The sequence below is a fragment of the Amycolatopsis eburnea genome (assembly GCF_003937945.1).
Classification (GTDB): Bacteria; Actinomycetota; Actinomycetes; order Mycobacteriales; family Pseudonocardiaceae; genus Amycolatopsis; species Amycolatopsis eburnea.
In genome coordinates, this window is record NZ_RSEC01000066.1 from 108,774 (window position 1) to 133,883 (window position 25,110).

Sequence of the window (25,110 nt, forward strand, 5' to 3'; positions counted from 1 at the left end):
CGCAATATGTTGCCGCCTCGGCAGGTGTCCGATCGTTATCGATCGATTCGCGTCACGCTGCGTGATCGGGGATTCCGCGTCCGGGGCGGGCGCGGTCTGGTTAGAGTGCCGGTCATGCGCATCATGATCTCGGCGGACATGGAGGGCGCCACCGGCGTCACGTGGACCGACGACGTCGTGCCCGGTTCGCCGCAGTGGGACCGCTTCCGGCGGCTGTTCACCGGTGACGTCAACGCCGTGCTGGCCGGGCTGTTCGACGCCGGGGCCGGCGACGTGCTGGTCAACGAGGCGCATTCGTCGCAGCGGAACCTGCTGCTGGAGGACCTCGACCCGCGGGCGCGGATGCTCACCGGGCGGCACAAGCCGCTGTCGATGATGCAGGGCATCGATTCCGGTGTGGACGGTGTCGTGTTCCTGGGCTACCACGCCGGTGCCGGGTTCGACGGGGTGCTGTCGCACACCTACCTGGAGAACCAGATCACCGGGGTGTGGCTGGACGACGTCCCGGCGAGCGAGGGCAGGCTGAACGCGGCCGTGGCGGCCGAGTACGGCGTGCCTGTCCTGCTCGTTTCGGGTGACGACGAAACGTGTGAAGACGCCCGTGACTACGCTCCGGAGGCGGAGCTGGTCCAGGTGAAGGAGTGCGTGAGCCGGTACGCGGCCATCTGCCTGCCGCCGGCGCGCACGGCGGAGCTGCTGACCGGCGCGGCGGCCGACGCGATGGCGCGGGCGGGCCGGGAGGAGCGGCGGGTCCGGGCGCACCGGATCGAGGTGGAGTTCGACGCGAGCCACCTGGCGCAGGCGACCGCGGTGATCCCGACGGTGGAGCAGATCGGCACGCGGCGGGTCGGGTTCGACGCGCCGAACATGACCGAGGCGATGAAGGCGTTCAAGGTCGTCACGGCGATCGCGGCGGGGGCGGTGCAGGGCATCTATGGCTGACGTCGTCGAGCTGTGCGCGGACCTGATCCGGTTCGACACGACCAACCGCGGCGGCAACGACGCCGAGCCCGAGCGGCCCGCCGCCGAGTACGTCGCCGCGTTCCTCGACGGCCTCGGGATCCCGTCGCGCATCCTCGAAGCCGCACCCGGGCGGGCCAGCGTGATCGCCCGCGTGCCGGGCACGGACCCCACGCTGCCGGCGCTGCTGGTGCAGGGGCACCTCGACGTCGTGCCGGCGGACGCGGCGGACTGGTCGGTGCACCCGTTCGCCGGCGAGGTGCGCGACGGGTACCTGTGGGGCCGCGGCGCGACCGACATGAAGGACTTCGTGGCGATGGTGCTCGCCGCGCTGGCCGGCGGCGTCCGGCCGCGGCGCGAGCTGGTGCTGGCGTTCGTCGCCGACGAGGAGGACCGCGGCGAGTGGGGCGCGCACTGGCTGGTCGCCGAGCACCCGGAGCTGTTCGAGGGCTGCGTGGCGGCGATCAGCGAGTCCGGCGGCTACACCTACCACGTGCCGGCCGCCGACGGCCGCGACGTGCACCTGTACCCGGTGGGCACGGCCGAGCGCGGCACCGCCCACCTGCGCCTGACCGCCCGCGGCCGCGCGGGCCACGGCTCGCGCCCGAACACCGAGAACGCCGTCACCCGGCTGGTGGGTGCGCTGCACCGGATCGCGGCCCACGAGTGGCCGGTGTCGCTGACCCCGGCGGTGCGGGCGTTCCTGGAGCGGACCGGCGCGGCGCTGGGCGTGCCGGTGGACCTGTCCTCTTCGGACGGTGTGGACGCGGCCGTGGCCGCGCTGGGCCCGGCGGGTTCGCTGGTGGTGCCGACGGTCCGCAACAGCACGACCCCGACGATGCTCGACGCGGGCTACAAGGTGAACGTGATCCCCTCGACGGCGACCGCGCAGGTCGACGTCCGGGTGCTGCCGGGCACCGAGGAGTCGTTGTTCGCGGCGCTGGACGAGCTGCTCGGCGAAGGGGTGACGCGGGAGTTCGTCGCGCACCAGCCGCCGGTGCAGGCACCGGTGGACTCGCCGTGGTTCACCGCGATGGCCGAGGCGCTGCGCGCGGAGGACCCCGAGGCCGTGGTGGTGCCGTATTGCCTGGGCGGCGGGACGGACGCGAAGGCGTTCGCGCAGCTGGGGATCGACAACTACGGGTTCGCGCCGCTGTGGCTGCCGAAGGGCTTCCCGTACCGGGCGATGGCGCACGGGGTGGACGAGCGGGTCCCGGTGGAGGGCCTGCACTTCGGGACCCGCGTGCTGTCCCGGTTCCTGGCTACCGCGTGAACTCCGGGCCGGTCCCCGGATGCCCGGCGCGGTCCGGTCGAGCGCCGGGCAATGCGCCCCAAGGTGGCCTTCGGTGCGTCTGACGCAACGAAGGGCCCCTTGGGTGCGTCGGACGCAACCAATGTGGCCTTCGGTGCGTGGTTAGCGCGTGAACTCCGCCCAGTAGCGGGCGCCGTCGCGGATGGTCTCCAGGCCGATCAGGTGGACGCCGTCCTGGGCGGCCGATTCGACCTCGGCGCGGCTGAACGGCCACGGCGGGGAGACCCAGGTGGTCATGTCCATGTTCTCCTCGGCGACCTCGCACACCAGCAGCGTGCCGCCCGGGGCGAGGAAGCCGGCCAGCGACGTCAGGGCCGCCGGGCGGTAGTCGCGGGGCATCGCCTGGATGTTCATGATCTCCACGACCAGGTCGAACGCCTGCTTCCACTCCCCCGGCGGGTGCAGCAGGTCGGCGACGACGTAGTCCACCGCGGAGTCCGGGAAACGCGCCTGTGCGGCCTTGATCGCGGTCGGGGCGACGTCGAAGCCGGTCACCGCCCAGCCGTGCGCGGCCAGCAGTTCGGAGTCGTCGCCGAGGGCGCTGCCGACGACGAGCGCGCGGCGGCCCTCGCCGGGCTGGATCCACTCGGCGAGGTCGGCGTTGGGGGTGCCGCGGGTCCAGGGGACGACCGCTTCGCCGCGTTCGGCGGCGGTGTAGAGCTGGTCGAACCAGCCGGTCGGATTGCCTTCGGCGAGGGACGCCCGGGAGAGCACCCGGTCGGCGGGGTCGGTCATGGCCGTGACCCTACCGATCACGCCGGTCCGCCGGGAGTGGTTTACCGAGGCCTTGCCTGCCGGGTTGTCCACTTCTGGTCAGGTTTGTCGGCCGGTCTTGACATCGATGTCACCCGCGCGTTTGTCTTCCTGGGCGCCGCCGGTCCCCGCCTGCGCGGCGCCTGATGAACCCGCCCTCCAGCACTGGGAGCAATGATGCCCCGAAGCGCCAGACCACCGGTCGCTTTCCTGGTGACCGCCGCCGTGGTCGCCGCCGGCCTGGTCGCCGTCCCCGCGGCTTCGTCGGCCGCCGACGAAGTTCTGCCCGCCGACTTCTCCTCCTCCTTCGAGGCCGGTGACGTCCAGCCGACCTGGACCGACACCGTGGACACCGACGCCGACGGCAAGCCGCGCGCGTCCGGGATCAACGGCGCGAACGGCACCGCGATCCCCGGCGACATCCGCGGCAAGGTCACCGAGACCAGCGCCAGCAGCGAAAACACCAGCGGCGGCGAAGTCGTGTCGAACCTCGTCGACGGCACCACCGACACGAAGTGGCTGTCCTGGGACCCCACCGCGTGGGCCCAGATCACGCTGTCGGAGCCGACGTCGATCACGCACTACGCGCTGTCCTCGGCCAACGACTTCGACAACCGCGACCCCAAGGACTGGACGCTGCAGGGCTCGAACGACGCCCTCACCTGGACCGACGTCGACAAGCAGGCCGACCAGGCGTTCACCGCCCGCTTCCAGCAGAAGGACTACCGGCTCGCGGCGCCGACCGCGGCGTACAAGTTCTTCCGGCTGAACATCACCCGCAACAACGGCGGGCCGATCCTGCAGCTCTCGGAGCTGCTGCTGGCCAACGACGACCCGGCCCCGCCGCCGCTGCCGAACATGCGCAGCTTCACCGACTCCGGCCCGACCAGCGGCTACACGAACAAGAACCGCGTCGGCTTCACCGGGCTCAAGGCGTTCCGCTACTCCGGCAGCCAGACCCAGGCCCACGGCTGGTCCTACAACAAGGTCTTCGACGTCGACGTCCCGGTCGTGCCCTCGACCGAGCTGTCCTACAAGGTGCAGCCGCAGTTCATCACCGGTGACCTGAAGTACCAGAGCACCAACGTCGCGATCGACCTCGTGTTCACCGACGGCACCCGCCTGCGCGACCTCGGCGCCACCGACCAGTACGGCTTCCCGCTGACCCCCGAGGGCCAGGGCAAGAGCAAGGTCCTCTACACCAACCAGTGGAACCTGGTGCGCTCGGCGATCGGCACGGTCGCCAAGGGCAAGACGATCGACCGCATCCTGGTCGGCTACGACAACCCCGACGGCCCCGGCTCGCTGCAGGGCTGGCTCGACGACGTCAAGATCTCGGCGACGCCGACCCCGCCGGCCAGCACCCGCCCGAGCGACAACGTGCTGACCACGCGCGGCACGATGGCCAACGGCTCGTTCTCCCGCGGCAACAACTTCCCCGCCACGGCGGTGCCGCACGGGTTCAACTTCTGGACCCCGGTGACCGACGCGAACGCCGACAACGACGACGTGCGGTGGATGTACAACTACCACAGCCAGAACAACGAGCAGAACCTGCCGGAGCTGCAGGCGTTCAGCGTCAGCCACGAGCCGAGCCCGTGGATGGGCGACCGGCAGACCTTCCAGGTGATGCCGTCCGCCGCCGCCGGCGTCCCGGACGCCGATCACGAGGCACGCGCGCTGGCGTTCAAGCACGACAACGAGGTCGCCCGCGCGCACTACTACGGCGTGCAGTTCGAGAACGGGATCAAGACCGAGATCGCCCCGACCGACCACGCGGCGGTGTTCCGGTTCTCCTTCCCGGGCAGCGACTCGAGCCTGATCTTCGACAACTACAAGAACCAGGGCGGGCTGACGCTCGACACCGCGGGCGGCACGCTGTCGGGCTTCACCGACGTCAAGAGCGGCCTGTCGGCCGGTGCGGGCCGGATGTTCGTCTACGCCACCTTCGACAAGCCGGTCACCTCGGGTGCGAAGCTCACCGGGCAGGGCCACGACAACGTCGCCGGCTACCTGCGGTTCGCCGCCGGCGCCGACAAGACGGTGACCATGCGGATCGCGACGTCGCTGATCAGCGTGGACCAGGCGAAGAAGAACCTGGCCCAGGAGATCGCCCCGAACGCCACCTTCGACTCCGTCCGCGACGCCGCGCAGCGCGCCTGGGACGACCAGCTGAAGGTGATCGAGGTCGAGGGCGCGTCGAAGGACCAGCTCACGACGCTCTACTCGAACCTCTACCGGCTGTTCCTGTACCCGAACTCGGCGTTCGAGAACACCGGCACGACCGAGAAGCCGGTGTACAAGTACGCGAGCTTCGTCTCGCCGAAGGCCGGGGCGGACACCCCGACGCAGACCGGCGCGAAGATCGTCGACGGCCAGACCTACGTCAACAACGGGTTCTGGGACACCTACCGCACGACGTGGCCGGCGTACTCGCTGCTCACCCCGGACATGGCCGGGAAGATGGTCGACGGGTTCGTGCAGCAGTACCGCGACGGCGGCTGGATCTCCCGCTGGTCGTCCCCGGGCTACGCGGACCTGATGACCGGCACCAGCGCCGACGTGGCCTTCGCCGACGCCTACCTCAAGGGCGTGCGCAACTTCGACGTCAAGTCGTTCTACGACGCGGCGCTGAAGGACGCGACGGTGACCCCGCCGAACAACGCGGTCGGCCGCAAGGGCGTCGACGAGGGCATGTTCCTCGGTTACGCGCCCAACACCGCCGACCACGGGTTCTCGTGGTCGATCGAGGGCTACGTCAACGACTTCGGCATCGCGAACCTGTCGAAGAAGCTCTACGACGAAGCCCCGGCGAACGACCCGCGCAAGCAGGAGTACCTGTCGAACTACGAGTACTTCACCAGCCGCGCGCAGCAGTACGTGAACCTGTTCGACCCGAGTGTCGGGTTCTTCCAGGGCCGGGACGCGCAGGGCAAGTTCAGCCGGTCGCCGCAGGACTACGACCCGCGGGTGTGGGGCATCGACTACACCGAGACCGACGGCTGGGGCATGGCGTTCTCCGTGCCGCAGGACGGTCAGGGCCTGGCGAACCTCTACGGCGGCAAGGCGGGCCTGGCGAAGAAGCTGGACGCGTTCTTCGCCGACCAGGAGACCGCCAACTTCCCGGGTTCCTACGGTGGCGTGATCCACGAGATGCGGGAGGCCCGCGACGTCCGGATGGGCCAGCTGGGTCACTCGAACCAGGCCTCGCACCACACGCTCTACATGTACGACTACGCGGGCCAGCCGTCGAAGACGCAGGAGAAGGTCCGCGAGGCGCTCTCGCGGCTCTACACCGGCAGCGAGATCGGCCAGGGCTACGCGGGTGACGAGGACAACGGCGAGCAGTCGGCGTGGTGGACCTTCTCCGCGCTGGGCTTCTACCCGCTGCAGATGGGCAGCCCGAACTACGCGATCGGGTCGCCGCTGTTCAAGAAGGCGACGATCCACCTGGCCGGCGGCAAGGACCTGGTGATCAACGCGCCGAAGAACAGCGCGAAGAACGTCTACGTCCAGGGTGTGAAGGTCAACGGCAAGGCGTACTCCTCGACGTCGCTGCCGCAGGACGTGATCGCTCGCGGCGGGGTCATCGACTTCGACATGGGCCCGAACCCGTCGTCGTGGGGCACCGGCCCGAACGACGCGCCGAAGTCGATCACCCAGGGTGACGCCGTCCCGGCGCCGCTGCACGACGAGACCGGCCCCGGCAGGGGCACGCTGTCCACTTCGGACGGCTCGGACGCGAAGGCGCTGGTGGACAACACCTCGCGCACCCAGGCCGCGGTCACCGGCGCCGTGCAGTACCAGCTCAACAGCACCGACGAGGCCGTCACGAACTACACGCTGACGTCCCAGACCGGTGCGGGTGACCCGAAGAGCTGGACGCTGAAGGGCTCCTACGACGGCAAGACGTGGGCGGTGGCCGACCAGCAGGCCGACCAGTCGTTCAGCTGGCGGCAGCAGACCCGCGCGTTCAAGGTCGCCAACCCGGCGCACTACGCCTACTACAAGCTCGAAGTGACCGCGACCAGCACCGGCGCCCCGGCGCAGCTGGCCGAGTTCGAGCTGCTGGGCAAGCCGGACGCGGCGTGCACCCGCACCGTGACGGGTACGTCGGGGCCGCTGTCGGTGACTTCGGGCACGGTGTGCCTGCAGGACGCGACGGTCTCCGGCCCGGTGACGGTGTCCGGCGGCGCCTCCCTGATCGTCCGCGGCGGCCGGGTCGATGGCCCGCTGTCGGCGACCGGCGCCGGCCAGGTCGTGCTGAACCGCACGAAGGTGGGCGGCCCGGTGGCGATCACCGGGACGACCGGGACGGTGTCGATCGAGCTGACCGACATCGCCGGCCCGGTCGCGCTGACCGCCAACCACGGCCCGGTGCTGACGTCGAGCACGGTCGGCGGCCCGCTGGCGTGCTCGTCCAACTCGCCGGTCCCGACGGACTACGACCTGCCGAACACCGTCCGCGGCCCGGCCGCGGGTCAGTGCGCGACGATCTAGCCCGGTAAAGCCGTGAAGGCCACCTTGAGGAACGTAGAGTTCCTGGAGGTGGCCTTCACGGCGTTCGGGGGGTGGGGTGGAGTTCTTCTGTTTTCACCGGGACCGGGTGGGGTCGACGCCGCTGCGGGAGCGGCTGGTCGAGGAGCACTGGGCCTACATGGACCGGTTCGCCGATCGGATGATCGCCCGGGGGCCGACGTTCGACGGTGAGGTGCTGACCGGGAGCGTGCACGTCCTCGACCTGCCGGACCCTGCCGCGGCCCGAGCGTTCGCGTTCGACGAGCCCGGCTACCAGGCCGGGGCGTACCGGGACGTGCTGCTGCGCCGGTGGCGCAACGCGCTGGGGCGGACCATGTGGCAGTTCCCCGGTGGCCCCGGCGGCGGGAACCGGTACCTCGTGCTCGGCCTCGGCGCCGGGGAACCCGTCCCGGCGGAGCGGGACGACCTGATCGCCTTCGGGCCGCTGCTGTCCGACGACGGCGGCACCACCCTCGGCACGGCCGCGCTGGTCCGGGCTCCGGACCCGGACGCCGCCCGGGCCGTTCTCACCGGCGGGGAGTACGCCACCGTCGAAGTGCGCGCCTGGCGGCCCGGCGGGCGGCCCGGCTGAGCGCGGCTGGGCCGTTCGGCGGATACGGTGTCCCCATGCCCGACGCCGTGTTCTTCTCCTCCTTCGAAAGCGGTGACCCGCAGCCCGCGGATCCCGCGCTGACCGTGGACAGCGGGCCGGACCGCTCCCCCACGGCCAAGACCGGCGTCGGCTTCACCGGGGCGCGCGCCCTGCGCTACAGCGCCCGGCCGCGCGCGGTCCTGTTCGAGCTCGACGTCCCGGTGACCAGGCGCACCGAGCTGTCCTATGTGGTCTTCCCCGCCGCCGACGGCGACATCCCCGCCTACCACGCGACCCGGGTCAGCCTCGACGTCGAATTCGCCGACGGGACGAGCGCCGGGTTCGAGCCGGTCGACGACAAGACCCTCTGGGTGGACCAGTGGAACCCGGTGCGCCGCCCGCTGGGCGCGTTCGCCGGACGCCGGATCGCCCGGATCGTGCTGCGCACCGACGCCCCCGGCGACATCACGGGATGGCTCGACGACGTCCGCGTCGCCGAGCGCGCCGACCCGCCGCGGGACCCGGTCGACTACGTCCGCACCACCCGGGGCACGCACTCCAGCGGCGACTTCTCCCGCGGCAACAATTTCCCGGCCACCGCGGTGCCGCACGGCTTCAACTTCTGGACCCCGGTCACCGACGCCGGCGTCACCAACTGGATCTACTCCTACCACCGGCACAACGACGAGCAGAACCGTCCCGCGCTCCAGGCCATCGCGCTGAGCCACCAGCCCAGCCCGTGGATGGGCGACCGCCACACCTTCCACCTCATGCCCGGCACCGGCCCGGTCGAGCCGAACCGCCGCAAGCGCGCGCTGGCCTTCTCCCACGCCGACGAGACCGACTCGCCGCACCACTACGGCGTCCGGTTCGCCAACGGCATGACCGCCGACCTGGCCCCGACGTCGCACGCGGCGATCATCCGGTGCACCTTCCCCGACAAGCACGGCTGGCTGCTGTTCGACAACGTCCGCAACCGCGGCCGGCTGCGGATCAACGCCGACACCGGCGTGATCAGCGGGTACACCCGGGTCCGCAGCCGGCTGTCGGCCGGGGCGCGCCGGATGTTCGTCTACGGCGTGACCGACGCGCCGGCGACCCGGGGCGCGAAGGTCCGGCGGCCGCCGTGGCGGCGCGTGTCGGGGTACTTCGAGTTCGACGGCCCCGACGTCACGCTGCGGATCGCGACGTCGCTGATCAGCCTCGCCCAGGCGAAACGCAACCTCGAGCTGGAGATCCCCGAGGGGACGACGTTCGAGCAGGTGAAGGCGCAGGCCAGACGGCTGTGGCAGGAGCAGCTGGGCCGCGTCGAAGTCGAAGGCGCGACCGAGGACCAGGCCACGACGCTGTACTCCAACCTCTACCGGCTGTTCCTGTACCCGAACGTCGCGCACGAGAACACGCCGAAGGGGATCCGGCACGCGAGCCCGGTCGTGCGCCGGTACTGGCCGAGCACCCGCCGCCGCACCGGCGCGAAGGTCGTCGACGGCGAGCTGTACGTCAACAACGGCTTCTGGGACACCTACCGCACGACGTGGCCGGCGTACGCGCTGCTCACCCCGGAGCACTGCGGGCGGCTGGTCGACGGGTTCGTGCAGCAGTACCGCGAAGGCGGCTGGATCTCCCGCTGGTCCTCACCCGGCTACGCCGACCTGATGACCGGGACCAGCTCCGACGTCGCGTTCGCCGACGCCTACCTCAAGGGCGTCCGCGACTTCGACGTCGAGGCCGCCTACGACGCCGGGCTGAAGAACGCCACCGTCACCCCGCCGCACCGCTCGGTCGGCCGCAAGGGCCTCGAGGAGTCGATCTTCCTGGGCTGGACCCCGGTGTCGGTCCATGAAGGACTGTCGTGGGCGCTCGAAGGCTGCATCAACGACTTCGGCCTCGCCAACCTCTCCGACGCACTTTCACGTGAAAGTGACGGGGAGCGGGCCCGCCGGTACGCCGACTACGCGGCCTACTTCCGCGAACGCGCGAAGCACTACGTCCACCACTTCGACCCCGAAATCGGGTTCTTCCAGGGCCGCCACCGCGACGGCCGCCGCAAGTTCGCCCCGGCCGGCTACGACCCGGCAGCCTGGGGCGGCGACTTCGTCGAAACCAACGCCTGGAACACCGCCTTCACCGCACCCCACGACGGCCCCGGCCTCGCCGCCCTCCACGGCGGCAACGCCGGCCTCGAAGCCAAGCTGGACACCTTCTTCGCCACGCCCGAGACCGGACGGCGGCCCGGCGCGTACGGCGGCCTCATCCACGAGATGACCGAAGCCCGCGACGTCCGCATGGGCCAGTACGGGCACTCCAACCAGCCCTCGCACCACATCCCCTACGTCTACAACCTCGCCGGCGCGCCCGCGAAGACCCAGCGCACCGTGCGGGAAGTGCTGCGACGGCTCTACCTCGGCAGCGCGATCGGCCAGGGCTACCCCGGCGACGAGGACAACGGCGAGATGTCCGCGTGGTACGTCTTCAGCGCGCTCGGCTTCTACCCGCTGCAGATGGGCAGCCCCCGCTACGCCATCGGCTCGCCCCTGTTCGAAAAGGCGACCGTCCACCTGGGCGAGGGCAAGAAGCTCGTCGTCCACGCACCCGGCAACACCGACGAGACCGTCTACGTCCGCGGGCTCACGGTGAACGGCGAACCGCACGAAGACACCTCGATCGCCCACGCCACCCTCGCCGGCGGCGCCGAGCTGGTCTTCGACCTCACCACCGAACCCACCGGCTGGGGCACCCCGCCACCGCCCGCCGAACACCCGGCCCCGATCACCGACCTCACCGGCACCGCGACCAGCGCCGAAGCCAAGAACGTCGGCGCGCTGTTCGACGACACCACCCGCACCCAGGTCACCTTCCGCGGCGCCACGCCGTCGATCGAGTTCACCGTCACCGGCGAACCCCGCCCGGTCACGATGTACACGCTCACCTCCGGCGCCCGCCGCGGCGACCCCAGCGCGTGGGTGCTGGAAGGCTCCGACGACGGCACCGAGTGGACCACCCTCGACGAACGCTCCGGCGAGCTGTTCCGGTGGCGCCGCCAGACCCGGCCGTTCGCCCTCGCCACCCCGGCCGCGCACGCCCGCTACCGGCTGCGGATCACCGCCACCCGCGGCCGCCGCACGACGCTGACCCAGTGGGAGCTGCTCGCCCGATGAACCGGTACCGCCTCGCCGCCCTCGACCGGCTCGCGGCGGCCGACCCCGGCCTGGTCCGGCTCCGGCTGGCCGGCTCCGCCGTGCTCGGCATCGTCCTGGCCGTGGGCGCGCTGCTGCCCGCGCACCTGCCGCTGACCGTGATGCTCGTCGGCGCCATCGCCGCCATGATGACCGCGTTCACGGTCAACGACGCCACCCCGGGCGCCCAGGGCGTGACGCTCGTCCTCGCGTTCCTCACCGGGGCCGCGTCGATCACCACCGCCAGCCTCGGCTCGGCCCTGCCGCCGCTGGACAGCGTCGTGTTCGTGCTGCTGATCTTCGTCGCCGTCTACGCCCAGCGCTTCGGCCCCCGCGGCACCGCGCTCGGGTCGATCGCGTTCTTCCTGTTCTTCTTCCCGATGTTCCTGCAGGCCCACCTCAAGCAGGTGCCGCAGCTGCTGCTGGCCCTCGCGGTCGGGGTGCTCGCCAACGCCGTCGTCCGGTTCGTGCTGCTGCGACACCACGCCGAAGCCGAGTTCCTGCGGGTCCGCCGGGCCTTCCGTGCCCGCCTCGCCGCCGTCGTCCGCGCCACCGAGGCGTACCTGGCCGTGGGCGGCAGCGACCGCACGCGCAAGCAGCTGCGCACCTCGCTGGCCCGGCTCCACGAATGCGTCCTGCTCATCGAGGACGCCGCCCCCGACGTCGTCGACGCCCGCGCCGCCGACCGCCTCCGCCGCCGCGCCATCGAAGTGGAACTCGCCGTCCAGTGGCTGGCCAGCACCGTGCAGCGCACCTGTTCCGACGAACTCGGCCCGGACGTCCGCGACGACCTCATCGCCCGGCTCGCCCGGTTCCGCGCCCTGATGGAACGCGACCCGCGCGAACTCCCGCTGATCAGCCAGACCGGCGAGTACAGCCGCATGCTCGTCGAAGGCAGCCGCATCGACGAACACGCCGCCCCCGGCGACGGCGTCCGCAAGGCACTGGCCGAACTGGCGCTGGCCGACGACCGGGCCCAGCGCGCCGCCGTCCCCGAATCCACTGTGGACCCGCCCGAGGACGACGAGGACGAGCCGGAGCCCCGGTTCGCCTACGACAACCGCACCCGCAGCGCCATCCAGGCCGTCGTCGGCGGCGGGCTCGCCGTGCTCGGCGGCGAACTGGTCTCCCACCAGCGCTGGTACTGGGCCGTGCTCACCGTCTTCGTCGTGTTCATCGGCGCCTCCAGCGCCGGCGCCACCTTCGTCAAGGGCGTCCGCCGCCTCGGCGGCACCCTCATCGGCATCGTCGGCGGGGTCGTGCTCGCACTGCTGGTCGGCGGGAACACCCCCGCCACCCTCGCGCTGATCCTGGTCTGCGTGTTCGGCATGGTCTACACCGCACGCGTCTCGCAGGTGGTGATGGCGTTCTTCATCACCAGCATGCTCGGCCTGCTCTACAGCCTGCTCGGCACGTTCAGCCTCGCCGTGCTCTGGATCCGCGTCGCCGAAACCGCCGTCGGCGCGGCCGCGGGCATCCTCGCCGCCGTCGTCATCGTCCCGGTCCGCACCCGCTCGGTCATGCTCGACGACATCGCCGAAGTGCTCGACGAGCTCGAGGAGTTCCTCGAGCACACCCGCGGCCTGCTCGCCGGCGAGGAGAACGTCAACATCATCGAGCTCTCCCGCGACCTCGACCGCTCCGTCGAGGTCGTCCGGACCACCATCGAACCGCTGACCCACCCGGTCAACCTGCGCAGCGCCCGCCGCGACTACGGCTGGCACGTCCTGACCACCCTCGAAACCATCGCCTTCCGCGCCCGCCACGTCGCCGCCCGCGCCCAGCCCGGCATGCTCACCGGCGCCGACACCGACCGGCTCCGCCAGTTCACCGGCCGGCTGCTGGCCAACATCGACGTCCTCCGCAAAGCGCTCGACGCGCCGGGTGGCCCCACACCCGGCACGCTCGTGCGCGACGACGGCACCCCGGTCTCCGACCGCGTCGAGCAGGCCGAAACCCGCGCCGTCCTGTCCAGCCTCAGCCACCTCGACGAAGCCCTGGTCTCCCTCGGCCGCGTCTTCGGCCTCCAAGCCACCGACCCCCGGGCCCCGGCGAAGTAACGGGCCGGGGCGGCGCGGTTTCCTGGCCGCGCCGCCCCTCTCCACCTTCTCCGCCTCACCCGGAGCCGGAGCCGATCAGGGGCAGACCAGCCACGCGAAGTGGTACACCGTGGTGATGCTCCCGTCGGTCGAGTCCATCGTGACGTAGCTCGTCGTCTTCTTCGGATCCGACGTCCCGGCCGCCGCACGCAATTCCGTGTTGATGTTCAAGTTGCGTTCCTCACCGCACGGCTTGAACACGATCGCACCGACCTCCGTCGAATCGGTGAAATGCCAGTCGTCCTCGAACGGCCCCGCCAGCGGGTGCTGCACGTACGCCGTCGGGGAATTCCCCTGGAAATAGTAGTTCGCTCTTTCCAGACCGGTCGCTCCCCGTTCCAGGTGCGCGAATCCGCGGTAGTCGGCCTGCGCGATTCCGTAGGTGAAACCCTGTGGCACGTGCACCCGCAGGCCGATCTGGCAGTTCTTCCTGGCGTCCAGCGGACCCGCGCCGACGCCGACCAAGGCCGTGTAGGCGCTGTAGGTCACCGTGAACGCCGTGTTGTCCTGCGAAACCGCCACCGCCGACGTGTTCGGCGGACAACCCGTGCCGATCGCGTTCACGACGTCGATGACGATTTTGTCGGGCGGCGGAGGAGTGTTCCACGAATGCGGGGAGACCACAGAGGACAGCGCCATTACGGCAGCAACGACCGCAGACAGCATCGAAATCCTTCCCAATACATTCGAATTGGGTACGGGGGCGCCGACCATGGTAGCGAAAGGATCATGGGAGCAAACGCCCCTGAACGGAGCAACACGCCGTAGCCGTCCCGCCACGCGGTATACCGATAATTTCGAACCCGCATTCCACGGAAACGAAAGAATACCGGGGAAAACGATTTCGCACACCCGGACCGCCGCTCGCCGCGGGTGATCACCCACGCGACGTCCGGGCTTGATCGTTTCACCCCGCCAGCAGCGCCCCGGCTCGCCCCAGCGTCCCGACCGCCGGTGGTGACCACGGACCCGTCGTGATCACCACCGCGTGCTCGATCCCCCACGCGGCGAACTCCGCGCACCGCGCCGCGAACGACTCCGCCGACTCCCCCGGCGCGAGCCGGGTGCTGATCGTCTTCTCGATCTCCCCGTACGGCCGGCCCACCGCCTCGCAGTGCCGCGCGAGGACGTCCAGCTTGTGCCGCACGGTCTTACCGCCGTCCGGGATGTCGAACACGTTGCACGCGTCGGCGTACCGCGCCACGAGCCGCAGCGTCTTCCGCTCACCCGCCCCGCCGATCAGCACCCGCGGCCGCCGCACCGGACGCGGGTTCCCGATCGGACGGTCCAGCCGCAGGTGTGCGCCCTCGAACGGCGAGGAGTCGCCGTCCCACATCCGCCGCGCCAGCCGGAGCGTCTCCTCCAGCACCTCGAACCGCTCGGCCACCGGCGGGAAGGGCAGGCCCATCGCCCGCGCCTCACCCTCGTGGTGCCCGGTACCGACCCCGAACCGCGCCCGCCCGCCGGAGAGCACGTCCAGCGTCGTGACCGCCTTGATCAGCAGCGACGCCGGCCGGAACGTCACCGCCGACACCATCGTCCCCAGCCCGATCCGGTGCGTCCGGGCCGCGAGGAACCCCAGCGTCGTGTACGCCTCCGGCATCGCCGAATCCGGCGTGCTGTTCGGATCGGCCTGCAGCAGGTGATCGGGTACCCACAGCGTGTCCAGCCCGGCGTCCTCGGCGGCCACCGCGACGGCGACCAGCTCTTCGGTCAGCTTGTCCGGCCACGAGAAGTCCGTGACCCCGATGCTCAGCCGCACGGCTACCCCCTCGTCAGCAGTTCCAGGTTGTGACCGTCCGGGTCCTCGAAGTAGACCCCGCGGCCGCCGTTCATCGAGTTGAGCTCCCCGGCCCGCTCGTGGAACGGGTCCGCCCAGTACGCGATCCCGGCCCGCTCGATCCGCGCCAGCGCGGCGTCGAAGTCGTCGTCGCCGACCAGGAACGCGTAGTGCTGGCTCGTCACCCGGTCGACCCGCAGGTAGTCCAGCGTGACCCCGTTCGCCAGCCGGACCGGCACGAACGGCCCGGTCACCGGCCCCACCGCCAAGCCGAGGATCCCGGCCAGGAACTCCGCCGACTTCTCCCGGTCCGTGACACACACGATCGTGTGATTCAGCTCGACGCTCATCGCCGCTCTCCCGCCGGTGCGAACGGCGGCGGCCCGCCGATCGGGCTCAGGTGGATGCCGGCCAGCAGCCAGCGGTCATCCTCGCGGACCAGGACGTGCGTGGCGCGGAACCGGCCGTTCACCGGGTTGCCGCGGTGCTTCGCGACCTGCTCGTGCACGCCGATCGCGATCGCGGTCGTGCCGAAGTCGCGGACCTCCACCTCGTCCCACGTCAGCTTCTCGGTCACCAGGTCACCGCCGCCGTAGCGGGCCAGCCACTGGTCTCGGTCCAGGACGAAGCCCAGCGGGCCGACCAGCCGGAACCCGTCGGCGGCCAGGCCGGCCAGCACTGCGGTGTCACCCCGCTCCTCCGCCGCCGCCCACACGCGGCCGAACTCGCGGACCTGCTCTTCGGTGCTCATCGCGTTCCCCTTCCGGTTCGATGAGCCCAACGTTAGAAGTCGAACGATTAGATGTCAAACGGTTAGACATCTGCGGTAAGGTCCTGCCCGTGCCACCACCCACCACCGCCCCCATCGGCGTCGTCCTCGCCCGCACCGCCAAAACCGCAGGCCGCGCCTTCGACCAGGCCCTCGCCGCCGCCGGCGGCTCCCAACCCGTCTGGCAGATCCTCATCTCCCTCAAAACCCACCCCGTCGCCAACCAACGCGAACTCGCCGACGCCGTCGGCATCCAAGGCGCCACCCTCACCCACCACCTCAACGGCATGGAAACCGCCGGCCTCGTCACCCGCCGCCGCGACCCCGAAAACCGCCGCGTCCACCTCGTCGAACTCACCGAACACGGCGAACAGCTCTTCCACCGCCTCGCCACCGCCGCCATCGCCCACGACCAACGGATGCGAAAAGGCCTCACCGACACCGAGATCGCCCAGCTCGCCGACCTCCTCCACCGACTGGCCGCCAACGTCACCGACAGCTGAAAAGCGATCCACGCAACAGTGACTGGACGCACCCGACCAGCGACGCCCAGGAGGGATAGGCTCCACTGCACTAGCCAAAGTCGTCTCAAGCTGGAGTACCGCAATGACCCAAGCCCCTGTCAACGTGACCGTCACCGGCGCCGCCGGCCAGATCGGCTACGCGCTGCTCTTCCGCATCGCTTCCGGTCAGCTCCTCGGCCAGGACGTCCCGGTGAAGCTGCGGCTCCTCGAGATCCCGCAGGCGGTCAAGGCGGCCGAGGGCACCGCCATGGAGCTCGACGACGGCGCCTTCCCGCTCCTGGCCGGCATCGACATCTTCGACGACCCCAAGCAGGCCTTCGAAGGCACCAACATCGCCCTCCTCGTCGGCGCCCGCCCCCGCAGCAAGGGCATGGAGCGCGGCGACCTCCTCGAAGCCAACGGCGGCATCTTCAAGCCCCAGGGCGAAGCCATCAACGCCGGCGCCGCCGACGACATCAAGGTCCTCGTCGTCGGCAACCCCGCCAACACCAACGCCCTCATCGCCCAGTCGCACGCCCCCGACGTACCCGCCGACCGCTTCACCGCGATGACCCGCCTCGACCACAACCGCGCCCTCGCCCAGCTCTCCAAGAAGCTCGGCGTCCCCGTCACCGACCTCAAGAAGCTCGCCATCTGGGGCAACCACTCCGCCACCCAGTACCCCTCGGTCCAGCACGCCGAGGTCGGCGGCAAGGCCGTCGAGGTCGACCAGGCCTGGCTCGAGAACGACTTCATCCCCACCGTCGCCAAGCGCGGCGCCGCCATCATCGAAGCCCGCGGCCTCTCCTCCGCCGCCTCGGCCGCCTCCGCCGCCATCGACCACGTCTACACCTGGGTCAACGGCACCCCGGCCGGCGACTGGACCTCCGCCGGCGTCGTCTCCGACGGCTCCTACGGCGTCGCCGAAGGCATCATCTCGTCCTTCCCCGTCACCGCCAAGGACGGCAAGTACGAGATCGTCCAGGGCCTCGAGATCGACGACTTCTCCCGCGCCCGCATCGACGCCTCCGTCGCGGAGCTCGTCGAAGAGCGCGACACCGTCAAGAAGCTCGGCCTCATCTGAGCCCACACCCGCACAAGGGGCCGCCGTCCACACCGGACGGCGGCCCCTTTTCGCGCCCGGCGAACACCGCACGCCCACAGCGAAACCCGCCCCGCCCAACGGATCTCCGGCCCTACCGTCGGCCCATGACCCTTCTCGCCCTACCCGACATGCACACCCCGACCCAGAGCCCCGACGAATCGGTCTACCAGCAGCTCCTGCGCGACCGCATCGTCTTCCTCGGCTCCGAAGTCACCGACGAGGTCGCCAACCGCATCGTCGCCCAGCTCCTCCTCCTCGCCGCCGACGACCCCGACAAGGACATCACCTTCTACATCAACTCCCCCGGCGGCTCCGTCACCGCCGGCATGGCCATCTACGACACCATGCAGCTCGTCAAACCCGACGTCGCCACCTGGGGCCTCGGCTTCGTCGCCTCCATGGGCCAGTTCCTGCTCACCTCCGGCACCCCCGGCAAGCGCTACCTGCTCCCCAACACCCGCATCGTCATGCACCAGCCCTCCGCAGGCATCGGCGGCGCCGCCACCGACATCGCCATCCAGGCCGAGGTCTTCGGCAAGATGAAACGCCGCATCGCCCAGATCACCGCCGCCCAGACCGGCCAGACCGTCGAACGCATCACCGCCGACGCCGACCGCGACCGCTGGTTCGACGCCGACGAAGCCCTCACCTACGGCTTCGTCGACCACATCGTGGCGAACGAACGCACCGCCACGGCCTGACAGCGCGAAAGCGGGGGATGCCAGCCCGCTGTGCGTCCCCCGCCAGCCGGCACCACCACGCTCGGCCCCATGACGATCACCTTGAAGCCCCACAGCACCGTGCTCTTCGCCGGCGACTCCATCACCACCCTCTGGCGGCCGGAAGGCGAAGACCGCTGCGGCTACCCCCTGCTCGTCGCCGGCGAATGGTGCTTCCGCCACCCCGGCCGTCCCATCACCTGGCTCGACACCGCCGACGCCGGCCACACCGTGACCGACCTCGAAGCCCGCTGGCAGACCGACGTCCTCGACGCCCACCCCGACGTGGTGTCGGTCCTCGTCGGCGTCAACGACAACGGGCGCCACACCTTCGATCCCCACGTCCGCGAAGTCTCCGCGGACGAGTTCGCGGCGGGCTACGACCGCCTGCTCGCCCCCCTCGCCGAAGCCGGCACGGAGCTGATCCTCATCGAGCCGTTCCTCCTGCCGGTCGAAGGGGTCACCGAAGCCGGCGACATCCGCATCGACGACGACGTGCGCCGGGACTGGCGAGCCGGCCTCGACCCGAAGATCCAGGCCGTGCGGAACCTCGCGAGCGAGTACGGTGCCCACCTGCTCGCCGCCGACCGCATGTTCGCCGCGCTCTCCGCGGAAACCGGACCGCGACGCTGGTCCAAGGACGGCGTGCACCCGACCCCCGCCGGCCACGCGGCACTCGCGGAAGCTTGGTTGCGGCTGGTCGCCTGAAAGGGCCCCCTGTTCTATGCGTGTTTTGCGGTGTCACAAGCAACCGCGGGGCGGTTCTGAAAACCAGCCCCGCGGTATAGGTCGTTATACACTCAGATGGTCAGACTCCGTTGAGCCCACGGCGGGCCAGCAGCGGCTCGATCTCCGGGTCGCGGCCGCGGAACGCCCGGAAGGCGTCCATCGGGTCGACGCTGCCACCGCGGCCCAGCAGGGTGCGGCGGAAGTGGTCGCCGTTCTCGCGGGTCAGTCCCCCGCTCTCCCGGAACCACTGGACGGTGTCGGCGTCGAGGACCTCGCTCCAGATGTACGAGTAGTACCCGGCGCTGTAGCCGCCGCTGAAGATGTGCGCGAAGTACGTCGTGCGGTAGCGCGGCGGGATCGCCTCGACGGCCACGCCCGCCTTCACGAGCGCCTCGGCCTCGAAGCGCTGGACCTCCCCCACCCGGTCGTCGACGCCGAGCCCGTGCCAGGCCTGGTCGAGCAGGGACGCCGCGAGGTACTCGGTGGTGGCGAAGCCTTCGCCGTACTGCTGGGCGGCGAGGAGCTTGTCGACCTGCTCCTGCGGCAGCGCCTCGCCCGTCTCGTGGTGCTTGGCGTAGTTGGCCAGCACCTCAGGCCACAGCATCCACATCTCGTTGACCTGAGACGGGTATTCGACGAAGTCGCGGGGCACGTTGGTGCCGGAGAAGGTCGGGTAGCGGACCGAGGAGACCAGCGCGTGCAGGGCGTGGCCGAACTCGTGGAACGCCGTCACGACCTCGTCGAAGGTCAGCAGGGTCGGCTCCCCCGCCGGCGGCTTGCCGACGTTGAGGACGTTCACCACGACCGTCTTGCGGTCCAGCAGCTCGGACTGGTCGACGAAGGTGTTCATCCAGGCGCCGCCGCGCTTGGCGTCGCGGGCGTAGAGGTCGAGCAGGTACAGGCCGAGCGGGGTGCCGTCGGCGTCGAAGACCTCGAAGGTCCGGACCTCCGGGTGGTACTTCGGCAGGTCGTCCCGCTCGGTGATGGTGAGGCCGTAGAGCTTGCTCGCGGCGAAGAAGACGCCGTCGAGGTAGACGCGGTCGGCCTCGAAGTACGGCCGCAGCGCCTCGGTGTCGACGTCGAAGCGCTCGCGGCGGACCTGGGCGGCGTAGAACGGCCAGTCCGACGGCCGCAGCTTCGCGCCCGGCACGTCGGCTTCCAGCAGCTCCTGCAGTTCCGCGGCTTCGGCGCGGGCGTTCGCGACCGCGGCGGGCGCCAGCCGCTCGAGCAGCCCGGCCGCGGCTTCCGCCGTCTTGGCCGTCTCGTCGGCGATGACGTACGCCGCGTGGTTCGGGTAGCCCAGCAGCGCGGCGCGCTCGGCGCGCAGGCGGACGATCTCGGCGACGACCCCGTTGTTGTCGAAGTCGTTGCCGCCGTTGCCCCGCGCCATCGAAGCGGCGTGGATCCGCGCGCGGACTTCGCGGTCGCGCAGCGTCTCCAGCGGCGACGCCTGGCTCGTCGGCAGGGTCAGCGGGATGACGTACTTGCCGTCCTCACCGCGGGCGGACGCCGCTTCGGCCGCGGTGGCGATCGCGCCCTCGCCGAAGCCGGCCAGCTCCGCCCGGTCCTCGATGACGACGGCGAGCTCGTTGGTGTCCTTGAGGAGGTTCTGCTGGAACTTCGTCTGCAGGGTGGACAGCTGCCCGTTCAGCTCGCGCAGGCGGGCCTGCTCGGCCTCGCCCAGCCCGGCACCCGCGCGGCTGAAGTCGAGGTGCCGCCGTTCCAGCAGCCGCAGCGACTCCTCGTCGAGGCCGAGCTCGCCGCGCTTGGCGTGCAGGGCGTCGATGCGGGCGAACAGCTTCGGGTTCAGGTGGATCGCGTCGTGGTGGGCGGCCAGCTTGGGCGCGAACTCCGCCTGGATGGCCTGGATCTCGTCGGTGCTGTTGGACCCGGAAAGGTTGTAGAACACGCTCGCCACGCGGCTCAGCAGCTCGCCGGCGCGCTCGAGCGCCACGATGGTGTTGTCGAACGTCGGCTCGGCGTCCTGGGCCGCGATCTGCTCGATCTCCGCCGCGTGCTCGGCCAGCCCCGCCTCGAACGCGGGCCGGTAGTGCTCGTCGGCGATCCGGTCGAACGGCGGCAGGGCGTAGGGCAGCTCGCTGGGTGCGGCGAACGGGTTGTCCGGCGAAATCATCGGCGCAGGCTCCTGGTCGGGGTGGAACACTCGGTCCCGCCACCCTACGGGTTCCCCCGCCATCGATGTCAGCGCTTTCCGGAGGTGGCCAAGCTCACCGCCCGGTGCTACCGCCGACGACGGCGTCGCTGCTCGGCACGGCCTTTTTGCCCCGTTTCGGCTTGGGCTCCGGCGGCACGATGCCGCGCAGGTCGCCACCGTGGTCGTTGACGCGCATCACGAACGGCCGCGTCTCGGTGTACCGCACGACCGAGATGGACGCCGGGTCGACGACGATCCGCTGGAAGGCGTCGAGGTGCTGCCCGAGCGCGTCGGCGAGGATGGACTTGATCACGTCACCGTGGCTGCACAGGAGCCACACGGCGTGCTCACCGTGCTCGGCGGCGATCCGCCGGTCGTGCGCGCGGACGGCGGCCACCGACCGCGCCTGCATCTGCGCGAGCCCCTCGCCGCCGGGGAAGACCGCCGCGGAGGCGTGCGCCTGCACGACCCGCCAAAGCGGTTCCTTCGCCAGGTGCTTGAGTTCCTTGCCGGTCCAGTCGCCGTAGTCCACTTCGGACAGCCCGGGCTCGACGATCTTCTCGAGACCGCGCGCCGCCGCCAGCGGGCCGACCGTCTGCTTGCACCGCAGCATGGGCGACACGACCAGCGCCGCGAGGGGGACGCCGTCCAGCCGCTCGACGAGCTTCTCCGCCTGCGCGCGGCCGGTCTCGTCGAGGTTCACCTTCGGCGAGCGGCCGGCGAGGACGCCGGAACCGTTGGCCGTCGACTTGCCGTGCCGGAGGAGGATCACCGTACTCACGGGCCCCACCCTACGTGGGGACCGATCACGCGGTCCCCACGTAGGGCAAAGTCGGGCCGGTTCGGCCTGTCCGGCGGTTCGCGACGTCATGAAAGGGTCGTTCACCTCGTCAGACGACATGAACGACCCTTTCATGACATCCCTGCGACGCCCGGCGACCCGGCGGATCAGTGGCCGACCGGGCCCGCGTTCGGGTCCAGCGCGCCGGTGAAGATCAGCACGAACAGCAGCACGCCCAGCACCAGGCGGTACACCACGAACGGCACGAAGCTGCGCTTCTTGATGTAGGCCATCAGCCACGCGATCACCACGTACCCGACCCCGAACGCCACCAGCGTCGCCAGGATCGTCGGGCCCCACTGGGCCGGCACCTCGCCGGAGCCGATGTCCTTGAGCTTGTACACGCCCGACCCGAACACCGCCGGCAGCGCCAGCAGGAACGAGTACTCCGCCGCCTCCGCGCGGGTGTAGCCCAGCAGCAGCCCCGCGCTCGTCGTGCCGCCCGACCGCGACACGCCGGGGATCAGGGCGAGCGCCTGGGCGAAGCCGAAGCCGAGGCCGTGCGGGACGGTCAGGTGGTCGAGCGTGCGCTCCTGCTTCCCGATGCGGTCGGCGAGCAGCAGGATCAGGCCGAACACGATCAGCACCGAAGCCGTGATCCGCAGGTCGCGGAACGCGCTGTCGATCTGGTCCTGCAGCAGCAGGCCCAGCACCACGATCGGCAGCGAGCCGACGATGATCAGCCAGCCCAGGCGGGCGTCCGGGGCGCGGCGCCACTCCGGCTTGTACAGCGAGAAGAACCAGGCCTGCAGGATCTTCCCGATCTTCGGGCCGAAGTAGAGGATCACCGCCAGCTCGGTGCCGATCTGGGTGACCGCGGTGAACGCCGCGCCCGGGTCGTCCCAGCCGGCCAGTGCCGCGACGATGCGCAGGTGCGCGCTCGACGAGATCGGCAGGAACTCGGTCAGGCCCTGGACCAGGCCCAGCACCAGTGCTTCGAACCAGCCCACGTCAGGCCACCCCCGCCAGCTCGAGCGCCTCGACGGCGGTGGCCAGCGCGCCGGCCGGCTCCGGGGTGAACGGCGACACCGACAGGGTCGTCACGCCGGCTTCGGCGAATTCGGTCATCTTCTCCGCGATCCGTTCCTTCGGTCCCAGCAGCGACGTCGCGTCGAGGAACTCCAGCGGCACCGCCGCCATCGCCCCGGCCCGGTCGCCGTCCAGGTACAGCTCCTGCACCTTCGCGGCTTCGGCCGCGAAGCCCATCCGGCACGCCAGCCGGTTGTAGAAGTTCTTCTCCCTGCTCCCCATCCCGCCCAGGTACAGGGCCGCGTAGGCACGGACGGCGTCCGCGCACTCCCGCCAGTCGGCCCCGGGCACCAGCGGCACGTTCGGCGCGACGTCGAAGCCCTCCAGCGTGCGCCCGGCCCGCTCCGCACCCGCCCGGATCCGCGCCAGCTGCTCCCCCGCGTGGGACGGCGCGAAGAACACCGGGAGCCAGCCGTCGGCGATCTCGCCGGTCAGCTCCAGGTTCTTCGGGCCGATCGCGGCCAAGTAGAGCGGGAGGTCCTTGCGCGCCGGGCGGACGGTGAGCCGCAGCGCCTTGCCGGGGCCGTCCGGCAGCGGCAGCGTGAAGTGCTCGCCCTCGAACCGGACGCGCTCGCGGCGCAGCGCCGACCGCACGATCGCGGCGTACTCCCGGGTGCGCTCCACCGGCGAGGTGAACCGCACGCCGTGCCAGCCCTCCGACACCTGCGGACCCGACACGCCCAGCCCGAGCCGGAACCGGCCGCCCGAGAGCGTGTCCAGCGTCGCCGCGGTCATCGCGGTCGCCGCCGGCGTCCGGGCCGGGATCTGCAGCACGGCGGCACCGACGTCGATCCGCGACGTCTTCGCCGCGAGCCACGTGAGCACCGTCACCGCGTCCGAGCCGTAGGCCTCCGCGGCCCACACGACGGCGTAACCGAGGTCTTCCGCCTGTTTCGCCAGTGCCAGGTTCGCGGGGTCGTTCCCCGCTCCCCAGTAGCCGAGGTTGAGTCCGAGTCGCACGGGGCCGAACCCTAACGGGGGCCCTCGGCCGCGACACGACTCACCTTGGTCAGGTTCGCCGGGGCCCGCCCACTAGGCTCGGCGGTCGTGGAAAAGCGACTGCTCGGCCGCTCGGGACTGCGCGTCTCGCGGATGGCGCTCGGCACCATGACCTGGGGTGGCGACACCGACGCGGAGGAAGCGGCCAGCCAGCTGGTCGCCTTCGTCGACGCCGGCGGCACCCTGGTGGACACGGCCGACATCTACGGCGAAGGCGAGAGCGAGCGCGTGCTCGGCTCGCTGCTCGGTGACCTCGTCCCCCGGGAAGACGTCGTCCTCGCGACGAAGGCGGTCGCCAAGCGCACCGACGGCCCGTTCGGCGGCGGCGCCTCCCGCGGCGCGCTGCTCGGCGCGCTCGACGGCTCGCTGCGGCGCCTCGGCACCGACCACATCGACCTGTGGCAGCTGCACGCCTGGGACGGCTGCGTGCCCCTCGCCGAGACGCTGTCCGCCCTCGAGTACGCCGTGACCAGCGGGAAGGTCCGCTACGTCGGCGTCTCGAACTACGCGGGCTGGCAGCTGGCGACCGCGGCCGCCGGCGCCGCGGCGGCCGCCCCGATCGTCTCCACCCAGGTCGAGTACTCGCTGCTCGAACGCGGCGTCGACCGCGAAGTCGTCCCCGCCGCCGAGCACCACGGCATCGGGCTGCTGCCCTGGGCGCCGCTCGGCCGCGGCGTGCTGACCGGCAAGTACCGCACCGGCACGCCCGCCGACTCGCGCGGCGCCAACAGCGCGTACGCCGGCTACGTCGAGCACCACCGCACCGACCGCGCCGCCCGGATCGTGCAGGCGGTCGCCACCGCCGCCGACGGGCTGGGCACCTCGCCGCTGGCCGTCGCGCTGGCCTGGGTCCGCGACCGGCCGGGCGTCGTCGCCCCGGTCGTCGGCGCGCGCGACACCGGTCAGCTCACCGGCTCGCTGGCCGCCGAAGCCATCACCCTGCCGCCCGCCATCCGGTCCGCGCTCGACGACGTCAGCGCGATCGAGGTCGGCTACCCCGAGCGCTGGCCGCGGTAGGTGTCTGTTGGGTGACACGGACGTGACGGCAAGGGGATCGAGGGGCATGCTGGT

20 protein-coding genes are annotated in these 25,110 nt (G+C 71.1%); 11 read left to right on the forward strand and 9 right to left on the reverse strand.

Annotated elements, in window-relative coordinates:
• Positions 1-114: 114 nt before the first annotated feature.
• Both EIY87_RS46580 and EIY87_RS46585 read left to right on the forward strand, forming a co-directional pair.
• A complete protein-coding gene (locus EIY87_RS46580; protein WP_125316521.1) occupies positions 115-942 on the forward strand; it encodes a M55 family metallopeptidase in 828 nt (275 codons plus the stop codon).
• The gene (locus EIY87_RS46585; RefSeq protein ID WP_125316522.1) at positions 935-2,233 is read left to right on the forward strand and encodes a M20/M25/M40 family metallo-hydrolase; all 1,299 of its coding nucleotides are present in this window, start codon (positions 935-937) and stop codon (positions 2,231-2,233) included. The genes EIY87_RS46580 and EIY87_RS46585 overlap by 8 nt, the downstream gene beginning before the upstream one ends.
• Before the next feature lie 141 nt (positions 2,234-2,374).
• Here the strand turns inward: EIY87_RS46585 and EIY87_RS46590 are convergent, their stop codons facing one another.
• Entirely contained in the window at positions 2,375-3,007 is a 633-nt protein-coding gene (locus EIY87_RS46590; RefSeq protein WP_125316523.1) for a class I SAM-dependent methyltransferase, read from the reverse strand.
• A gap of 195 nt (positions 3,008-3,202) precedes the next feature.
• On the opposite strand from EIY87_RS46590, the gene EIY87_RS46595 reads away from it, so the two are divergent.
• From EIY87_RS46595 to EIY87_RS46610, 4 genes are all read left to right on the forward strand, one after another.
• Positions 3,203-7,525: a GH92 family glycosyl hydrolase gene (locus EIY87_RS46595; RefSeq protein ID WP_125316524.1), complete on the forward strand. Its 4,323-nt coding sequence runs from the start codon at positions 3,203-3,205 to the stop codon at positions 7,523-7,525.
• 76 nt (positions 7,526-7,601) lie between these two features.
• A complete protein-coding gene (locus tag EIY87_RS46600) occupies positions 7,602-8,135 on the forward strand; it encodes a YciI family protein (RefSeq protein WP_125316525.1) in 534 nt (177 codons plus the stop codon).
• A gap of 35 nt (positions 8,136-8,170) precedes the next feature.
• Positions 8,171-11,293 carry a GH92 family glycosyl hydrolase gene (locus EIY87_RS46605; protein WP_125316526.1) on the forward strand — a complete coding sequence of 1,041 codons (3,123 nt, stop codon included), beginning with the start codon at positions 8,171-8,173 and terminating at the stop codon, positions 11,291-11,293.
• The gene (locus tag EIY87_RS46610; protein ID WP_125316527.1) at positions 11,290-13,371 is read left to right on the forward strand and encodes an FUSC family protein; all 2,082 of its coding nucleotides are present in this window, start codon (positions 11,290-11,292) and stop codon (positions 13,369-13,371) included. Before EIY87_RS46605 ends, EIY87_RS46610 begins: the two co-directional genes overlap by 4 nt.
• Positions 13,372-13,446: 75 nt before the next feature.
• Here EIY87_RS46610 and EIY87_RS46615 read toward each other — a convergent pair whose 3' ends face one another.
• From EIY87_RS46615 to EIY87_RS46630, 4 genes are all read right to left on the reverse strand, one after another.
• Complete coding sequence (locus EIY87_RS46615; RefSeq protein WP_191984535.1) at positions 13,447-14,076, reverse strand: DUF4360 domain-containing protein; 630 nt, start codon at positions 14,074-14,076, stop codon at positions 13,447-13,449.
• 241 nt (positions 14,077-14,317) lie between these two features.
• A complete protein-coding gene (locus EIY87_RS46620; RefSeq protein WP_125316528.1) occupies positions 14,318-15,172 on the reverse strand; it encodes a TIGR03560 family F420-dependent LLM class oxidoreductase in 855 nt (284 codons plus the stop codon).
• A gap of 2 nt (positions 15,173-15,174) precedes the next feature.
• Entirely contained in the window at positions 15,175-15,540 is a 366-nt protein-coding gene (locus EIY87_RS46625) for a VOC family protein (protein WP_125316529.1), read from the reverse strand.
• The gene (locus EIY87_RS46630) at positions 15,537-15,941 is read right to left on the reverse strand and encodes a nuclear transport factor 2 family protein (RefSeq protein WP_125316530.1); all 405 of its coding nucleotides are present in this window, start codon (positions 15,939-15,941) and stop codon (positions 15,537-15,539) included. Before EIY87_RS46630 ends, EIY87_RS46625 begins: the two co-directional genes overlap by 4 nt.
• An 89-nt stretch (positions 15,942-16,030) precedes the next feature.
• On the opposite strand from EIY87_RS46630, the gene EIY87_RS46635 reads away from it, so the two are divergent.
• From EIY87_RS46635 to EIY87_RS46650, 4 genes are all read left to right on the forward strand, one after another.
• Positions 16,031-16,462 (forward strand): MarR family winged helix-turn-helix transcriptional regulator, encoded by a 432-nt coding sequence (locus EIY87_RS46635; RefSeq protein WP_191984536.1) that lies wholly within the window; start codon positions 16,031-16,033, stop codon positions 16,460-16,462.
• A gap of 103 nt (positions 16,463-16,565) precedes the next feature.
• Entirely contained in the window at positions 16,566-17,546 is a 981-nt protein-coding gene (locus tag EIY87_RS46640) for a malate dehydrogenase (RefSeq protein ID WP_125316531.1), read from the forward strand.
• A gap of 125 nt (positions 17,547-17,671) precedes the next feature.
• Positions 17,672-18,268 carry a ClpP family protease gene (locus EIY87_RS46645; protein WP_125316532.1) on the forward strand — a complete coding sequence of 199 codons (597 nt, stop codon included), beginning with the start codon at positions 17,672-17,674 and terminating at the stop codon, positions 18,266-18,268.
• Between the two features lie 69 nt (positions 18,269-18,337).
• Complete coding sequence (locus EIY87_RS46650) at positions 18,338-18,994, forward strand: SGNH/GDSL hydrolase family protein (protein WP_125316533.1); 657 nt, start codon at positions 18,338-18,340, stop codon at positions 18,992-18,994.
• A gap of 100 nt (positions 18,995-19,094) precedes the next feature.
• On the opposite strand, the gene EIY87_RS46655 is transcribed toward EIY87_RS46650, so the two are convergent.
• The 4 genes from EIY87_RS46655 to EIY87_RS46670 all read right to left on the reverse strand — a co-directional run bounded on the left by EIY87_RS46655 (position 19,095) and on the right by EIY87_RS46670 (position 24,000).
• Positions 19,095-21,149 carry a M3 family metallopeptidase gene (locus tag EIY87_RS46655; protein WP_125316534.1) on the reverse strand — a complete coding sequence of 685 codons (2,055 nt, stop codon included), beginning with the start codon at positions 21,147-21,149 and terminating at the stop codon, positions 19,095-19,097.
• A gap of 94 nt (positions 21,150-21,243) precedes the next feature.
• Positions 21,244-21,951 (reverse strand): histidine phosphatase family protein, encoded by a 708-nt coding sequence (locus tag EIY87_RS46660; protein WP_125316535.1) that lies wholly within the window; start codon positions 21,949-21,951, stop codon positions 21,244-21,246.
• 167 nt (positions 21,952-22,118) lie between these two features.
• Entirely contained in the window at positions 22,119-22,961 is an 843-nt protein-coding gene (locus EIY87_RS46665; RefSeq protein WP_125316536.1) for an undecaprenyl-diphosphate phosphatase, read from the reverse strand.
• A gap of 1 nt (position 22,962) precedes the next feature.
• Positions 22,963-24,000, reverse strand: coding sequence for an LLM class F420-dependent oxidoreductase (locus EIY87_RS46670; protein ID WP_125316537.1), 1,038 nt, complete (start codon positions 23,998-24,000; stop codon positions 22,963-22,965).
• 87 nt (positions 24,001-24,087) lie between these two features.
• Between EIY87_RS46670 and EIY87_RS46675 the strand changes: the two genes are divergently transcribed.
• On the forward strand, positions 24,088-25,056 hold the full coding sequence (locus tag EIY87_RS46675) for an aldo/keto reductase (RefSeq protein WP_191984537.1): 969 nt from the start codon (positions 24,088-24,090) through the stop codon (positions 25,054-25,056).
• The last annotated feature ends 54 nt before the right edge of the window (positions 25,057-25,110 follow it).

Excerpts from the sequence above, each read along its gene's own strand:
- EIY87_RS46650 (WP_125316533.1), top strand. The coding sequence starts at position 18,338 with ATGACGATCACCTTGAAGCCCCACAGCACCGTGCTCTTCGCCGGCGAC.
- EIY87_RS46625 (WP_125316529.1), bottom strand. The coding sequence starts at position 15,540 with ATGAGCGTCGAGCTGAATCACACGATCGTGTGTGTCACGGACCGGGAG.
- EIY87_RS46655 (WP_125316534.1), bottom strand. The coding sequence starts at position 21,149 with ATGATTTCGCCGGACAACCCGTTCGCCGCACCCAGCGAGCTGCCCTAC.
- EIY87_RS46645 (WP_125316532.1), top strand. The coding sequence starts at position 17,672 with ATGACCCTTCTCGCCCTACCCGACATGCACACCCCGACCCAGAGCCCC.
- EIY87_RS46585 (WP_125316522.1), top strand. The coding sequence starts at position 935 with ATGGCTGACGTCGTCGAGCTGTGCGCGGACCTGATCCGGTTCGACACG.
- EIY87_RS46605 (WP_125316526.1), top strand. The coding sequence starts at position 8,171 with ATGCCCGACGCCGTGTTCTTCTCCTCCTTCGAAAGCGGTGACCCGCAG.
- EIY87_RS46640 (WP_125316531.1), top strand. The coding sequence starts at position 16,566 with ATGACCCAAGCCCCTGTCAACGTGACCGTCACCGGCGCCGCCGGCCAG.
- EIY87_RS46590 (WP_125316523.1), bottom strand. The coding sequence starts at position 3,007 with ATGACCGACCCCGCCGACCGGGTGCTCTCCCGGGCGTCCCTCGCCGAA.
- EIY87_RS46615 (WP_191984535.1), bottom strand. The coding sequence starts at position 14,076 with ATGCTGTCTGCGGTCGTTGCTGCCGTAATGGCGCTGTCCTCTGTGGTC.
- EIY87_RS46595 (WP_125316524.1), top strand. The coding sequence starts at position 3,203 with ATGCCCCGAAGCGCCAGACCACCGGTCGCTTTCCTGGTGACCGCCGCC.
- EIY87_RS46580 (WP_125316521.1), top strand. The coding sequence starts at position 115 with ATGCGCATCATGATCTCGGCGGACATGGAGGGCGCCACCGGCGTCACG.
- EIY87_RS46610 (WP_125316527.1), top strand. The coding sequence starts at position 11,290 with ATGAACCGGTACCGCCTCGCCGCCCTCGACCGGCTCGCGGCGGCCGAC.
- EIY87_RS46630 (WP_125316530.1), bottom strand. The coding sequence starts at position 15,941 with ATGAGCACCGAAGAGCAGGTCCGCGAGTTCGGCCGCGTGTGGGCGGCG.